The organism is Paenibacillus sp. oral taxon 786 str. D14 (assembly GCF_000159955.1).
Classification (GTDB): Bacteria; Bacillota; Bacilli; order Paenibacillales; family Paenibacillaceae; genus Fontibacillus; species Fontibacillus phoenicis.
Map to the genome: position 1 here is coordinate 51048 of NZ_GG695992.1, position 12856 is coordinate 63903.

12 protein-coding genes and 2 pseudogenes are annotated in these 12856 nt (G+C 51.5%); 13 read left to right on the top strand and 1 reads right to left on the bottom strand.

Annotation, left to right across the window (positions count from 1 at the left end; all coding sequences use genetic code 11):
- The 13 genes and pseudogenes from POTG_RS19670 to POTG_RS24495 all read left to right on the top strand — a co-directional run.
- Nucleotides 1-531, top strand: a pseudogene (locus tag POTG_RS19670) (DNA mismatch repair endonuclease MutL); the annotation flags it as partial.
- 24 nt (nucleotides 532-555) lie between these two features.
- Nucleotides 556-1341 (top strand): class I SAM-dependent methyltransferase, encoded by a 786-nt coding sequence (locus POTG_RS19675; protein WP_009226590.1) that lies wholly within the window; start codon nucleotides 556-558, stop codon nucleotides 1339-1341.
- Nucleotides 1325-2299 (top strand): tRNA (adenosine(37)-N6)-dimethylallyltransferase MiaA, encoded by a 975-nt coding sequence (gene miaA / locus POTG_RS19680; protein WP_009226591.1) that lies wholly within the window; start codon nucleotides 1325-1327, stop codon nucleotides 2297-2299. Before POTG_RS19675 ends, miaA begins: the two co-directional genes overlap by 17 nt.
- 24 nt (nucleotides 2300-2323) lie before the next feature.
- Nucleotides 2324-2563, top strand: a complete 240-nt coding sequence (gene hfq, locus POTG_RS19685; protein ID WP_016312028.1) for an RNA chaperone Hfq — start codon at nucleotides 2324-2326, stop codon at nucleotides 2561-2563.
- A gap of 362 nt (nucleotides 2564-2925) precedes the next feature.
- Entirely contained in the window at nucleotides 2926-5541 is a 2616-nt protein-coding gene (locus POTG_RS19690; RefSeq protein WP_009226593.1) for a transglycosylase domain-containing protein, read from the top strand.
- 226 nt (nucleotides 5542-5767) lie between these two features.
- Nucleotides 5768-6328: a DUF402 domain-containing protein gene (locus POTG_RS19695; RefSeq protein ID WP_036646385.1), complete on the top strand. Its 561-nt coding sequence runs from the start codon at nucleotides 5768-5770 to the stop codon at nucleotides 6326-6328.
- A 3-nt stretch (nucleotides 6329-6331) separates the two neighbouring features.
- Complete coding sequence (locus POTG_RS19700) at nucleotides 6332-7018, top strand: YdcF family protein (protein WP_009226595.1); 687 nt, start codon at nucleotides 6332-6334, stop codon at nucleotides 7016-7018.
- Between the two features lie 108 nt (nucleotides 7019-7126).
- A complete protein-coding gene (locus POTG_RS19705; RefSeq protein ID WP_009226596.1) occupies nucleotides 7127-8110 on the top strand; it encodes an AAA family ATPase in 984 nt (327 codons plus the stop codon).
- Between the two features lie 40 nt (nucleotides 8111-8150).
- A pseudogene (locus POTG_RS19710) lies at nucleotides 8151-8544 on the top strand (GTPase HflX); the annotation flags it as partial.
- A 64-nt stretch (nucleotides 8545-8608) separates the two neighbouring features.
- Nucleotides 8609-9862: a methionine gamma-lyase family protein gene (locus tag POTG_RS19715; protein ID WP_009226598.1), complete on the top strand. Its 1254-nt coding sequence runs from the start codon at nucleotides 8609-8611 to the stop codon at nucleotides 9860-9862.
- 82 nt (nucleotides 9863-9944) lie between these two features.
- The gene (locus POTG_RS19720; RefSeq protein ID WP_009226599.1) at nucleotides 9945-10355 is read left to right on the top strand and encodes a MerR family transcriptional regulator; all 411 of its coding nucleotides are present in this window, start codon (nucleotides 9945-9947) and stop codon (nucleotides 10353-10355) included.
- A gap of 23 nt (nucleotides 10356-10378) precedes the next feature.
- Entirely contained in the window at nucleotides 10379-11716 is a 1338-nt protein-coding gene (glnA, locus tag POTG_RS19725) for a type I glutamate--ammonia ligase (protein ID WP_009226600.1), read from the top strand.
- A 165-nt stretch (nucleotides 11717-11881) separates the two neighbouring features.
- Nucleotides 11882-12037, top strand: a complete 156-nt coding sequence (locus POTG_RS24495) for a hypothetical protein (RefSeq protein WP_009226601.1) — start codon at nucleotides 11882-11884, stop codon at nucleotides 12035-12037.
- Between the two features lie 119 nt (nucleotides 12038-12156).
- Here the strand turns inward: POTG_RS24495 and lexA are convergent, their stop codons facing one another.
- Nucleotides 12157-12783 carry a transcriptional repressor LexA gene (lexA, locus tag POTG_RS19730; RefSeq protein WP_009226602.1) on the bottom strand — a complete coding sequence of 209 codons (627 nt, stop codon included), beginning with the start codon at nucleotides 12781-12783 and terminating at the stop codon, nucleotides 12157-12159.
- Nucleotides 12784-12856: the final 73 nt, after the last annotated feature.

The following is a 12856-nucleotide window of genomic DNA, read 5'->3' on the forward strand; positions in this document are numbered from 1 at the left end:
GCCCAAAACGATCAGGGGCTCTATATCATTGACCAGCATGCCGCCCATGAACGCGTAAATTACGAGTACTATTACGAGAAGTTTGGGCGGCCGGCCGATGCTTCACAAGAGCTGCTTATTCCGATTACGTTGGAATTTACCCCATCGGACAGCGCGAAGCTGCAGGAGCGGCTGCACTGGTTCGAACAGGTGGGGGTTGTACTTGAGCATTTCGGAGGCGGTACCTTCCGCGTGGTGGCGCATCCGTACTGGTTCCCGCAAGGAGAAGAAGCAAGCATTATTGAAGAAATGGCCGAATGGGTGCTGAACGAACGGGCCATTGACCTGGCCAAGCTGCGTGAAGCTTCATCCACGATGGTCTCGTGTAAAGCTTCGATCAAGGCGAACCAGAAGCTGACGCCGGAAGAGGCAAACACGCTGCTTCGCCGACTGGCTGCCTGCAAACAGCCATATACCTGCCCGCACGGGCGGCCGATCATTGTTTCCTTCTCTACGTACGATTTGGAGAAGCTGTTCAAGCGGGTCATGTAACCAACGCAAACGGAGGAATTCATCATGTTAATTACCACGGGAGACCATGAATCACCCGCTGCCGTACGCCGCGCACAAGAACTGGCCCAGCTGGCCCGCGTTCCGTATATCCCGCGCAGCGGGACCTCACTGGCTCGGTTGGCCGAACGCCATGGCGACAGCGATATTCTGGTGGTCCTGGAGCAAGGCGCCCGTCTGCATCGAACTGGCCGAGAGACGATGACGTTTCACCCCAGCATGGCGTTTGTCCGGGCCAAACGGCTGTTTAAAGGAGAAAACGATGCGATGCTGGATGCGGCCGGTGTGGTACCGGGCGATGTCATCATCGATGGTACGGCAGGACTTGGGGCAGATGCGATGATCTTTTCGATTGCCGCAGGGGCTGACGGTAAAGTGCTGGCCTTGGAGGATTCCTTGCCGCTTTGGGCCTTGCTGTACGAGGGGCTGAAGCACTACGTCTCCGGTCTGCCGGCTTTTGACGAAGCGTTGCGGCGGATCGAACCGATACATACGAACCACTTGAACGCGCTTCGGGCGATGCCCGACAAGAGCGCAGATATCGTCTACTTCGACCCGATGTTTCGCGATCCGATCACGGAATCGTCGTCCATTTCACCGCTGCGAGCGTTTGCGAATCCAAATCAACTTGATCCGGAGGCGGTGAAGGAGGCTTGCCGGGTTGCTCGAAAAGCGGTAGTGCTGAAAGAGAAGCGCGGGAGCAGCGAATTTGATCGACTGGGGTTTCAGGCGATCAACCGCTCCCACACCAAAATTGCCTATGGAGTGATTTCGCTTGACCCGAAACGATAAACCGAAACTGCTTGTGCTGCTCGGCCCAACGGCGGTCGGCAAAACGAAGCTTAGCATCGAGCTGGCGCGGGACCTGTCTTGCGAAATTATTTCCGGCGATTCCATGCAGGTCTACCGGGGAATGGACATCGGCACCGCTAAAATCACCAAGGAAGAAATGGGCGGCATTCCGCATCATCTCATCGATGTGCTGGATCCCGACGAACCGTTCTCCGTCGCATTATTTCAGGAGTGGTGCCGCAAGCTGATCCCGGAGATTACCGAACGCGGGCATTTGCCCTTTATCGTTGGCGGGACGGGGCTCTACATTGAATCGGTCTGTTATGAGTTTCAATTTACGGAAGCGGGGGCAGATGAAGAATTTCGTGCTCAGCAGCAAGCGTTCGCTGAAACTCACGGGGTCGAAGCGTTGCACGCCAAATTGGCGGAGGTCGATCCCAAATCTGCAGAACGTCTGCATCCGAATGATGTGCGTCGGGTGATTCGGGCGTTGGAGATTTTTCATATCACGGGGGAGACCTTATCGTCCCAGCTGGAGAAACAGCAGAAGCAATCCCCTTACGAGCTTTGCCTCATCGGTTTGACAATGGACCGCCAAATGCTTTATAACCGTATTGAACGGCGAATTGACGAGATGCTGCGGCTTGGCCTTGTGGATGAAGTTCGCGGACTCCTGCAGAAAGGATACAGCCGCGATTCCGTTTCGATGCAAGGTCTGGGGTATAAAGAAATTGTTGAACATCTGGTGGACGGCGTTCCGTTGGATGCTGCGGTCGAGAAGTTGAAACGGGATACGCGCCGCTTTGCCAAGAGACAGCTTTCCTGGTTCCGCCATATGAAGGATATCCAATGGATTGACGTCGGCGACGGCGAAAATTTTTCCGAGATTTTGGCGTCAGCGCATGCTATAATAGCAGGAAAGTTTCCCGCTGATCTTGAATATAATTCTAAACACTAATTGATTCCTATTGGGGGTACGGCTATGAATAAGACCATTAACATCCAGGATACATTTTTGAACCAATTACGGAAAGAGAGCATCCCGGTCACCGTATTTTTGACGAACGGCTTCCAGATCAGAGGGACGATTAAAGCATTTGACAACTTCACGATCGTCATTGACAGCGATGGCCGCCAGCAAATGGTGTACAAGCACGCGATCTCGACGTTCCAGCCGCAGCGGAATGTATCGCTCATGCAGGAATCGCAAAACGAGGATTAACTCAGGCTGAAACTTTTTGAACTTCAATACGTTAAGAGTATAGGATGAAGATGGAGCAACCTGAACCAAGGTTGTTCTTTTCTTTCCGGGCACTTTTAAGCCAGAAGCTTAGGGTCTGCCGAAATTGTTGTTCGGTCAGGTGATGTTCAAAAATCACTCGGATATCATCGATTCCGTCATCGAACGAACGCTTGAGCGGTGATATGATAGGTTCAAAGTGGAAGGGGCTGCACCTTACGCCACTGAACACTGCTCGTGGTTGGGAATTTCCATTCACGCACAGGATAGAGAGAACAACCGCATGTGGCCGATCTTTGAACATCGACTTAAGTGAAATGGCAGGAAGGGAGTCAGAACAAACCATGTCTAGCCAAAGGCCATCAAGACTGCAACGAAGCGGTAAGCCGGACAAAAAGAACAAAGCGCCGAAAGCTCATAAAAAGAAAAGGCTGACGGCCAAACGCGTGTTGTGGACTTCATTTTTTACGATTGCTTTTGCGGTCTTCTGCGCAATTGCAGGCTATATGTACATTACGGTCAGCGGTGAGAAGATCCTGATGGAAAATGGGGACAAGCTGACGGTTTACGAAACAACGAAGGTGTATGACCGCAAAGGGGTACTGATGGGCGAATTGTCCATCGATAAGAGTGAACCCGTGGAATCGGACGAGATTCCGGAGCTGTTGAAGCAAGCGTTCGTGGCAACGGAAGACCGCCGTTTCTTCGATCATAAGGGTGTGGATTTATGGTCGATCGGCCGGGCGGCTGTGAAAGATATCATCGCCCGCTCGTTGGTTGAAGGCGGCAGTACGATCACCCAGCAGTTAGCCAAGAACATTTTCCTAAGCTCGGACAAAACCTTCTTCCGGAAGGCAACGGAAATGTCGATTGCCTTGGCCTTGGAACGCCGCAGAACGAAGGATGAAATCCTGACCTTATATTTGAACCGAATCAACTTCGGGGGGACGGTCTATGGAATCAAGGCCGCCTCGATCCGGTATTTCGGCAAAAGCGATTTGAATGAACTTGACTTGTGGGAAATGGCTACACTAGCGGCGATGCCAAAGGGGCCGTCTCGATACAATCCGCTAAAAAACCCTGAGCTTTCTAAAGAACGCCGTGCCGTGGTACTCGAGCTGATGTATCAGGAAGGTTATATTACAGCGGAGCAACGGGATGAAGCGAAGGCGGTGGATTACAACTACGAGCCGCCGGCTACCAATCAAAGCTATCTCGCCTTTAAAGACTATGTCGTGGAAGAAGCCGAGGAGAAATATGGGTTAACCGAAGACGAATTGAACCGCGGCGGCTACAAGATCTACACGACGATGGATGCGAAAGCGCAGAAAGCGTTGGAGAAAGCCTTCGCCAATGACGATTATTTTGAGAAGAGCAAGGATGACCAACAAGTCCAAGCTTCTATGGTTATCATGAACCACCAAAATGGCAGTCTCGTCGCATTGCTGGGCGGCCGGGATTACCAGCGTAAAGGGTTCAGCCGGCTGGACAGCCGCCGTCAACCGGGCTCGGCGTTTAAGCCGATCGTATCGTATGCGCCGGCTCTGGAATCCGGCAAATTTACGCCAAACTCGCAGATCAGCAATGAGAAGCAGTGCTTTGGCGACTATTGCCCAACGAACCTGCATGGATATTCCAAGACGATCAACATGACTGATGCTTTGACGAAGTCCGAGAATATCCCAGCCGTCTGGTTGCTGAACGAAATTGGCGTAAGCACCGGGGTCAAATATGCCGAGGCGATGGGGATTAAAATGGACAAAAATGACCGCAACTTGGCCATCGCACTGGGCGGTTTAACCTACGGTACGAACACGCTCGAAATGGCCGGTGCCTACAGCGTATTCGCCAATGGCGGTCTGTACAATCAGCCATACTCGATCAAATCGATTGTTGACCACAACGGCGTGGAGAAATATAAATACAATGCGCCTAAGCCAAAACGGGTCATCAGTGAACAAACGGCTTATTACATGACCACGATGTTGCAAAACGTCGTTAACGACGGTACCGGGAAACGAGCTAAATTGGATCGCCCGGTTGCCGGTAAGACAGGGACAACGCAACACGGGATCCCGGGGCTGAAGAGCAGCAAAAACCGTGATGTCTGGTTTGTCGGTTATACACCGGAGTGGACCGGGGCTGTCTGGATGGGGTACGATAAGCCGGACAAAGATCATTTGCTGAACGGAAGCAGCGGCCAGACCGCGGCCTTGTTTGCCGCCGTCATGAAGGAAGCGCTGAAGGGTGAGCCTGTGAAGCCGTTCCCGGTTCCGAAGAACCTGCAGCCGGAAGAGCCGGAGGAGCCAGAAATCGCAGCGCCAACAGGTTTAAATGCCTCCTATAATCCGGATACGGGAGCGGTATCCCTCAGCTGGACCGGCGTTGAAACCGCGGATGCGGTATATCGTATTTACCGCCGGGAAGCATCCGAATCCAGCTTCACTCATATTATGGATTCCGTGACGACCGAGGCTGAAGATATCAGCGTCACGCCGGGTACCGGCTATGTGTATTACGTCACGGCGTATGATCCGGTAAATGCGGTGGAGAGCGAACCTTCGAACAATGCTCAAGTGCTGATCGACAGCGTGGAGCCGCCAACCGACGAAACGCCTGTTGGACCGGATCCAGGTACTCCTCTTGATCCTAATCTGCCCGACGGCGGAGGCGGAGATCAAGGGTTCCCGCCAGGCAACGGTCCAGGGAATGGTCCAGGGAATGGAAATGGCCATCACAATGGCGGAAATGGCAATGGGAACGGAAATGGTGGTCCGAATGGGAACAACGGTAACGGCCAAGGCAACGGGGGAGACAACACCGGAAACCCAATGGATGATTTGCCTATGGATGATGATGACGGAGGTGTGATCGTTCCACCGGCCGATGGCGGGGACGGAACCGGCAACACGGATATTCCAGCAGGAACTACGGATGGAACCGTAGGGGCTGGTGGATAACGGCTAGTCATCCCATGTTTATGTTCAAGCCAAACAACCCTCAGCTCTCGCATAGGCGTGACTGGGGGTTGTTTTTTCTGTTAAATCAAGAAACACTTCTGCAAAACACGATTAGTCTACCTTGGATATACGTTGACAGGCGTTCTTTTCATGGGAAAATGGCTTTTGTGACTCTCTTTCAAATATGGTAAGCTGTTATTACATTGTGTTGAAAGGGATCTTATTTATGAAGCGAAAATTCGGAGACCGTGCGAATTGGCGCCGTGTGACTCATCGTCAATTCAAATCCAAGTATGTGGAGAGCGATGAGTTTACGGGATATGTCACGCTATACAGTATTTTCGCCTTGCGTGATCCGTTATGGAAAACCTACGGGGGACATACTTTTCGGATCGCTGACAAGGGCTATACTTGGCTGCAGTACTATCCCAAAGGTGCCCATTTCGTTGTGACGGCGATGTTTGATGATCAAGGTGAGATCGTGGAGTGGTACATCGATGTTTGTAAGACCCAAGGCGTGACCGATCAGGGAGTGCCCTGGTTTGATGATTTGTACCTGGATATCGTCGTACTCAAAAATCGTGAAGTGTTCCTCTTGGATGAAGACGAACTGGACGAAGCTTTATCGAAAGGCCTTATATCGGTAAAAGACTATGATCTGGCAACGGAAACGGCCCAGCGATTACTTCATGACATTAAGGAACGGCGTTTCCCCTATTTCCGCCTGTCTCTAGATCATTACCAGAGCGGATTTATGACTTCGGAACCGAATCAATCGGGGGGATAAACCATGCGTAATGCCAAACCAAACGAAATCATACGGATGCCGATGCGGCCAAACCAGCGTAAAGGGCGCGTGAGGAAACGGATCTTCCGCTGGGGGCTGGTCGTGATTTCGCTGGGGATCGGATGGATGTTGTACGTACTAGCTCAGATCGGCAGCATCGAGCGGAATCCGGCGGCGAACTCCGATTTATCCGATCCGGCTGAGGTGGGCATCGTTCTGGGAGCAGCCCTCTGGGGGGACGAGCCGAGCCCGGGGCTTCGGGAGCGTTTGGATCAAAGCCTGAAGGATTACAAGGCGGGCAAATTTCAATGGTTTCTTCTGACCGGAGGGTTGGATACGGCAACCTCCCAATATACCGAAGCGGAAGGTATGGCGAACTACTTGGAACAGCATGGAGTTCCGCGGGAGAAGATGCTGCTTGAGAACAAGGCAACTAGTACCTATGAGAATCTTAAATTTAGCCAAGAGATCTTAAAGGAGCGGGGGTTTACCTCTGTATTGATCGTGACCCACACGTTTCACGGAAACCGTGCTTATGAAATCGCTCAAGCGTTAAATTACGAGCAACCCCGCTTGTCGTTAACTTCCTCTAAGGTGCTGAAGCCGCTTCCCAATACGTTCCGGGAGATTTTGGCGTATACGAAATGGAAGCTCGATCAATTAGGATTAGCCATCGGCCTGATCTCATGACAAAACTTCTAATAACGGACAGGGAGAGAGAATACATTTAGATGTGTGTTCCGTAGATTGGGATATATACTTTCTCTCAGCCCTACCCTTATAAAGAGGTGATTACCTATGTCTGGGCGTGTCATGGCCAGAAACGGCTCTTCCGATGAGAGACCGTCGCGTCAGATCAATGTGATTCTCCGCAATACCGAGCCGCCTGTCGTCTCGCAGGCCATTGCCGAGAGCGAACCTCAGGTGTCGGCCAAAGGTTTGCCGCAGCAAGGGATTTTTGCCGAAATCCAAAAGGAACTGGATCACCTGGTCGGCTTGGATCATATTAAAGAGTTAATGTACGAGATATATGCGCTTTTGCAAATCGCCTCGATGCGTTCGGAAGCGGGGTTGCTATCCAGCGCCCAAGTGTACCATATGGTGTTTAAAGGCAATCCGGGTACTGGAAAAACCACGGTGGCACGAATCGTCGCTAAAATGTTTCAACGGATGGGTGTGCTCAGTAAAGGGCATCTCATTGAAGTTGAGCGTGCTGATCTGGTTGGCGAATATATCGGCCATACGGCGCAGAAAACGCGCGACTTGGTCAAAAAAGCGCTTGGCGGCATTTTGTTCATCGATGAGGCGTACAGTTTGGCGCGCGGCGGAGAGAAGGACTTTGGCAAAGAAGCAATCGATACGTTGGTCAAAGCGATGGAGGATCACAAAAACCAATTTATCCTGATTCTTGCCGGATACTCGGATGAAATGGACTTCTTCCTGTCCACCAACCCGGGGCTGCCGTCCCGGTTCCCGATTCAGATGGATTTTCCGGATTATACGATCGACCAGCTGATTCAAATTGCCGAGGGGATGGCGAAAGAGCGGGATTATATCTTGATGCCGCAGGCGATACTCAAACTAAAGCAGCATTTATTGCGTGAAAAATGCGAAAGCGATCAGGTGTTCAGCAATGCCCGATATGTCCGCAACGTGATTGAACGGTCTGTTCGGCAGCAGGCGGTTCGGCTGCTGAATCAATATGGCGGCGGTTCCCCGGGCAAGCTGGAGCTGATGACCATTCGAACCGAAGACCTGAAGCTGGATGTGAAGAAAACGTAATGGAATTATCGCATTGGATCCCCTCGAAGGAGCAGTGATCATGTCGAAGGTGCATTTGCATGAAACGACGACCCACCAAACGGATGTGGCCGTATTAGTCAGCTTGGTTACGTCGGAGACGAAGCAAAGTGGAATAAATTCTGACTACTCCCTGGCCGAACTGGTGCAGCTGGCCGAAACGGGCGGGGTAGAGGTTGCAGTTACGGTAGTCCAATATCGTGAGAAGCCCGATCCCCGCTGGTTGATCGGGAAAGGGAAAGTGCTGGAGCTTCGGGATCGGCACACGGGGGCCGGGGGAAAGCCAGCTGGAAACGGATCGCCGCCATATCCGCCGGCGGATCGGCGAGTTGAAACGTCAGCTGGAGGGGGTCACGAGGCACCGGCAACTGCATCGTGCGCGTCGGAAGGTCAACGGGGGAGTGCAAATCGCCCTGACAAGAAGCCCCTGCGGATATCACGACAAACGATGGAATAGATTAAGGGAGAGATAACGTAACAATGGCAGTATTTTCGGAAGAAATCGTACATTGGCTGGAAGCCGCTGAACGTCAGGTGGAAAGCCGGTTCCGGGAGGTCGACCGGATCGTCGATCACAACCAGTGGAAGGTTATTGAAGCATTTCAACGTCATCAAGTCAGCGATTTTCATTTTGCCGCTTCCACCGGTTATGCTTATAATGATCGGGGCCGTGAAGTGTTGGATTTAGTGTATGCGGACGTATTTGGTGCGGAGGCCGCACTGGTACGGCCGCATTTCGCTTCCGGCACGCATACGATTGCCACAGCGTTGTTCGGGGTCTTGCGTCCCGGGGACGAACTGCTCTATATTACGGGACGTCCATATGATACACTACATAAAGTGATCGGAACGCCGGGTGACGGCAGCGGCTCGCTGCAGGATTTTGGCATCCGGTATCACGAAGCTGCATTGCTGGCTGACGGCACAGTCGACTGGGACACCGTGAAGACCAAGATCACCGATAAGACCAAAGTCATTGGGATTCAGCGCTCGCGCGGCTACGACTGGAGGGATTCTTTTTCCGTTGAACAGATCGGTGAGATGGTTCACCGAGTGAAAGAGATCAAGCCGGATCTGATTGTCTTCGTGGATAACTGCTATGGTGAATTTACCGAGGAACAAGAACCAACGGAGGTTGGAGCCGATTTGATTGCTGGCTCGCTGATTAAAAATCCGGGTGGCGGCTTGGCGGAAACTGGAGGATATATTTGCGGAAAGCAGGACCTGGTCAAACTCGCATCCAACCGATTGACTGCACCGGGCATTGGCGGTGAGGTAGGGGCGATGCTGGGAACGACGCGAGGCATTTATCAAGGCTTATTTTTGGCTCCAACCATCGTAGGACAAGCCATTAAAGGCTCCATCCTGGCTGCGGCATTGTTTGAGCGGGCAGGATTCCGAAGCCGGCCGGCTTGGCAGGATCGGCGTACCGATCTGATCCAGGCGATTGCCTTTGACGCCCCGGAACAATTAATTGCGTTTGTCCAGGGGATTCAGCGGGCAGCCGCAGTGGACGGCCATGTCGTGCCCGAGCCTTGGGATATGCCAGGCTATGATCACCCGGTGATTATGGCAGCCGGGACGTTTATTCAGGGCGGGAGCCTGGAATTGTCTGCCGATGCTCCGATTCGTGCGCCATATATTGCGTATATGCAAGGCGGTTTGACGTATTCTCATGTTAAATTTGGCCTACTCACCGCACTTCAGACGATGAAAGACCGCAACTTGTTGTAAGTTATCCTAACATATCTATTGACATGTTAGGATAACTAACATATGATAAGGTCATGATATTCTAACTGGAAGGTTGATAGCGATGAGCGAGGAAATTCGCAGAAATATGGCCTTGTTTCCTATTGGTATCGTCATGAAACTTACGGATTTAACGGCAAGACAAATAAGATATTACGAGCAGCATGAATTGATTGTACCCGCACGTACCTCGGGAAATCAGCGGATGTTTTCCTTGAATGACGTCGAGCGGTTACTGGAAATCAAGAGTCTCATCGATAAAGGTGTCAATATCGCGGGGATCAAGCAGGTCATGAATCCGATGTCTCGGGAGTCCCAGGATGCGACAGTCATCACGAAGGACACGGAGGAGAAGAGAAAGGAAATGACGGATTCCCAAATCTACCGGATGTTGAAGCAACAGCTGGTGTCAGGGAGCAAACCGGGACAAGTTTCTTTGCTCCAAGGCGAGTTGTCTCGGTTTTTCAAAAAATAATCTAAACGTTGGGAGAGGTTAGGGTGAGTAACACGCAATACACCAAAGAGGATATTTTACGTATCGCTAAGGAAGAAAACGTACGTTTTATCCGTTTGCAGTTCACGGATTTGCTGGGAACGATCAAGAATGTGGAAATCCCGGTCAGCCAATTGGAAAAAGCGCTGGATAACAAAATGATGTTTGACGGTTCTTCCATTGAAGGGTATGTCCGTATCGAGGAATCGGATATGTATCTTTACCCGGATCTGGACACTTGGGTAATCTTCCCTTGGGTGACCGAGGATCGCGTTGCACGTTTGATTTGCGATGTATATATGCCTGACGGAACTCCGTTTGCCGGCGACCCACGCGCGATTCTGAAACGTGCGCTCAAGGAAGCTGAGGAAATGGGTTACACCGCAATGAACGTTGGTCCGGAACCGGAATTCTTCCTGTTCAAAACCGATGATAAAGGCAACCCTACAACCGAGTTGAACGACCAAGGCGGATACTTCGACTTGGCTCCTACGGATTTGGGCGAGAACTGCCGCCGCGAAATCGTATTGACCCTGGAGGAAATGGGCTTTGAAATCGAAGCTTCTCACCACGAAGTGGCACCAGGTCAGCATGAAATCGACTTCAAATATGCTGATGCGATCAAAGCTGCAGACCAAATCCAAACCTTTAAGCTGGTCGTTAAGACGATTGCCCGCCAGCATGGACTGCATGCAACGTTTATGCCGAAGCCGCTGTATGGCGTGAATGGCTCCGGGATGCACTGTCACCAATCGCTGTTCAAAGGCAATGTCAATGCATTTTATGACGAAAACGATGAGTTGGGCTTGAGCAAAGAAGCACGTCATTATATGGCCGGCATTCTGAAGCATGCCCGCGCATTCGCCGCGATCACGAACCCGACCGTTAACTCTTATAAACGTCTCGTGCCTGGGTATGAAGCCCCTTGTTATGTGGCTTGGTCCTCGAGTAACCGCAGTCCGATGATTCGGATTCCGGCTTCCCGCGGTCTCAGCACCCGGATCGAAGTGCGTAACCCGGACCCGGCTGCTAACCCATACTTGGCTCTGGCCGTTATGTTGAAAGCCGGACTGGATGGAATTAAGAAAGAGCTGCCGCTGGTTGATCCGGTTGACCGCAACATCTATGTGATGTCTGAAGAAGAGCGGGTGGAAGAAGGCATCCCAAGTCTGCCAGCCGACTTGAAAGAAGCGCTCGGCGAATTGCTCCGCAGCGAAATTATCAGCGAAGCGCTCGGAGATCATGCGCTGACTCACTTCTATGAACTGAAAGAGATCGAATGGGATATCTTCCGGACCCAAGTTCATCAATGGGAACGCGATCAATATATAACGTTGTATTAATCGGTGTTAACAAGCCAAGCCAGCACCCGGCAATTCAAGCAGGGTGCTGGCTTTTTTTTATTGAAACGGATGATGAATGAATAACAGTTTTTGGATTTCGAAACCATGCCATGATTTATCCTGAATTGGGACAACTTATAGGTATAAATAAGGAGGTTAATGTAGATGACAGTAACCGAATTAAAAAGATACCAACGTCGGCGCTATCGGTTAAAGCAATGGTGGATCACGGAGCGTTCGGGGCTAGGCTGGGGCACACGCGGTCGCCGAGACAAAAACGGCTACCATCCCGTGAGCTTCCTGAATCTCGAATGGGAATAGGAGGGGGAAGTCATCAAGTTCTCTAAAAGTAAACGAGGACGAAGCCGATGTCACCCCATCGCTTCGTCCTGCTCGGATTTCGTATCTTCGTTTCGCCTTCTATTAAGGAAGAGTTCGGATTAGTGCAGGTCGCGGAACAAGCCGATGACCTTGCCCAAGATGGTTACATGTTTCAAACGAAGCGGTTCCATCGTCGAATTCTCCGGCTGCAGGCGAATATGGTCACTTTCTTTATAGAACGTCTTGACCGTTGCCTCGTCATCCTCCGTCATGGCCACAACGATATCACCGTTGTTCGCCGTCTGCTGTTGGCGGACAATCACGTAATCCCCGTTATGTATTCCAGCTTCGATCATGCTGTCGCCAACCACGGAAAGCATAAAGATGTCACCATCAGCTGCATAGTGCTCTGGCAGCGGAAAATAATCTTCAATATTCTCTGTCGCTGTGATCGGCACGCCTGCGGTGACCTTCCCAACAATAGGAACGCGGGTCACGCTGTGCGCAAACAAATTGTAATTCTCCGATTCCTCTTGACCCAGCAATTCAATGGCGCGCGGTTTCGTCGGGTCGCGGCGGATGAAGCCTTTCTTCTCCAGACGGTCCAAATGGCCGTGAACGGTGGAACTGGAAGCCAATCCGACGGCTTCACCGATCTCCCGGACCGAAGGAGGATATCCCTTAGCGCGTACTTCGTTGCGAATAAACTCAAGAATGGCCTGTTGCCGGCTCGATACCTTAGACATTTACGGATCAACCCCATTTAGTAACGTTTGGAAAAATTATAACATAGAACTGCCGTTCGTACAAACATTAGTT